Raw genomic sequence first — 2358 nt, 5'->3', positions numbered from 1 at the left:
CCCGGGCGGAGTCTGGTGCGGCGGCCACTGGGGCCCCGTGCCGCCGGTCTGTGGCGGTTCGGGGACGTGCACCGGCGGTTGGGGCAGCACAGGTGGCGGGGCCGACACGTGCGGCGGCCTCGGTGGTGGCGGCGGACTCGGTGGGGGCGGCGGCTTCGGCGGCGGCCACAGCGGTGGCGGTGGCGGCAGCTTCGGCGGTGGTGGCGGCGGCGGTGGCCACAGCGGCGGTGGCGGCGGCGGGCACAAATAGCGCTTCGCGGCTGCCGGACGCGTCCAACTTCGCGCGCTAGGGTGGCGACGGGGTGTGGGGCCGTGATCGCGTCGAAAATCCGTCCGGCCAATTCTGGAAAGCGATGATGCCCCGCGGCGGGAACACAGCTGTCCCCGCACGACACGCAATCGATTTGGACGACTTGGAGGAGCGGTGGACGTCGTACTTGGCGTGTCTATGGCGCCCGAGACGGTCCGCATGGTGCTCGTCGAAGGCGAAGCTGCCGGCGGAGTGACCGTCGACCAGGACGGCTTTGAACTCGCCGATCAGACAACGGCGGTGGCCGCGGCGGACCGCGTGGTCGACGCGATTCTCGGCACACGGGAAAGCGCGGCCGCGGGTGGCTATCGGGTGAAATCGAGCGGCGTGACGTGGACGGATCAAGCCGAGGCGGCCGCGCTTCGAAATGCGTTGGCGGAGCGCAAGATCGAGGACGTCATGCTGGTGTCCGGCGTGATGGCTGCCGCGGCGCTGGCGCAGGCCGCGGGCAGTGCCACCAACTGCGCGCGCACCGCGCTGCTGTTCGTCGAGCCCAGCACCGCGACGCTGGCCGTCGTCGACACCGCCGACGGTTCGGTCGCCGACGTGCGCCGGCATGCGCTGCCCAGCAGCGACGGGGCGGCGCTGGCGCAGCTGGCCGCGTTGGCCTCGGGCGCCGAATCGATGAGGGCGCGCCCGGACGGGCTGTTCCTGGTGGGCTCGGACGTCGACATCCCGTACATCAAGCCGGCGCTCGAGTCGGCGACCTCGCTGTCGGTGACCACCCCCGAGGAACCCGAGATGGCGCTGGCCCGCGGCGCCTCGCTGGCGGCGGCCAACGCCCACCTGGGGGCGCCGTCGACGATCGCGATGCCCTACGCAGGACAACCCGCGACGGGCGGGCGCGAGCTCGCGTACAGCGCCGAAGCGGGCGACGCGGCCGCCCGGGGAGCCGAGTCCGCGGCGGACCGGGGCGATCGGCGCAGCCGGAAGCCGGTGCTGGCCGTCGTCGCCGCGACCCTGGTATTCGTCGGCGGTGTCCTGGCGCTCTCGCTGGCGCTGGCCTTCGACATCCGGCCCCACGCGCATCAGCGCCCCGACATCACCCAAAACGTCGTCGCCCCGGCAGTCCAGGCGCCACCACCACCCCCGTCGGCGCCCCCGCCGCCGGCATCCGTCCCGGTCGTCCCGCCCCCGCCGGCATCGCCCCAACCCGGACCCGGCCCGTCCCACAGCGATCAGTGGGACGACTGGCTGCATCGGCACCTGGGCGGCCACGGCATCCCTGTCCCCTAGCCCGCCCGCCGGGTGCCGAACACGCGTAAAATCGGGACACTAGGGGAAAACACGGTGGGGACTAAGTGACCTCTGGCGTTTTCGCGGGGTGCGGCGGCCACGTTCTCATCATCAGCGCTAGCAATCGAACGATGGAGGAGCTTTGGACACGGTACTTGGCGTGTCGATGGCGCCGACGGCAGTCCGAATGGTGCTGGTCGAAGGCCAGAATGGCGAAGGCGCCACCGTCGACGAAGACAATTTCGACGTTCCGCCCGAAGACGACGCGGCAACGCTCAGCGCGGCCAACCAGGTAGTCTCCGCGATCCTGGGCACCCGTCAGGGCGCGGCCGAGGGCGGCTACCAATTGGCATCGACCGGCGTCACATTCACGGACCCGATCGAGGCCGCCGCACTGCGGGACGCACTGGCCGCCCACAAGGTGGAGAACGTGATGTTGGTCTCGGCCTTCCTGGCCGCGGCCGCCCTCGCGCAAGCGGTGGGCAGCCAGACCAACTACTCACAAACTGCCCTGCTGTACATCGAGCCGGACACCGCCACTCTGGCGGTCGTGAACAGCGCCGACGGGTCGATCGCCGACGTCCAGCGCCAGCCGCTGCCGGCCGACGACGAGGCCGCGGTGGCCCAGCTGGCCAGCATGGTGTCTCACGCGGAGACGCTGGAGACACGGCCGGACGGCGTGTTTGTAGTCGGCTCGGGCATCGACATCCCGCTGATCAAGCCCGCGCTGGAGGCGGCCACCGCGGCCTCGTCGTCGGCCGGCAGCGGCTGGCGCTGGACGTCGGCGATCGACCCGTCGGCGCTGTTCACGA

The 2358-nt window shown here is 71.7% G+C and carries 2 protein-coding genes and 1 pseudogene; all 3 read left to right on the top strand.

Annotated elements, in window-relative coordinates; translation table 11 throughout:
* Positions 1-250 (top strand): hypothetical protein (locus tag A5704_RS29220; protein WP_231969083.1); only part of this gene is annotated, 250 nt, incomplete at its 5' end.
* A gap of 174 nt (positions 251-424) precedes the next feature.
* Positions 425-1546 (top strand): hypothetical protein, encoded by a 1122-nt coding sequence (locus A5704_RS12965; RefSeq protein WP_067749082.1) that lies wholly within the window; start codon positions 425-427, stop codon positions 1544-1546.
* A gap of 187 nt (positions 1547-1733) precedes the next feature.
* A pseudogene (locus A5704_RS12960) lies at positions 1734-2358 on the top strand (hypothetical protein); the annotation flags it as partial.

The sequence above is a fragment of the Mycobacterium sp. E735 genome (assembly GCF_001666955.1).
In the GTDB taxonomy this organism is placed as follows: domain Bacteria; phylum Actinomycetota; class Actinomycetes; order Mycobacteriales; family Mycobacteriaceae; genus Mycobacterium.
This window is presented reverse-complemented; position numbering and strand designations above follow the sequence as displayed.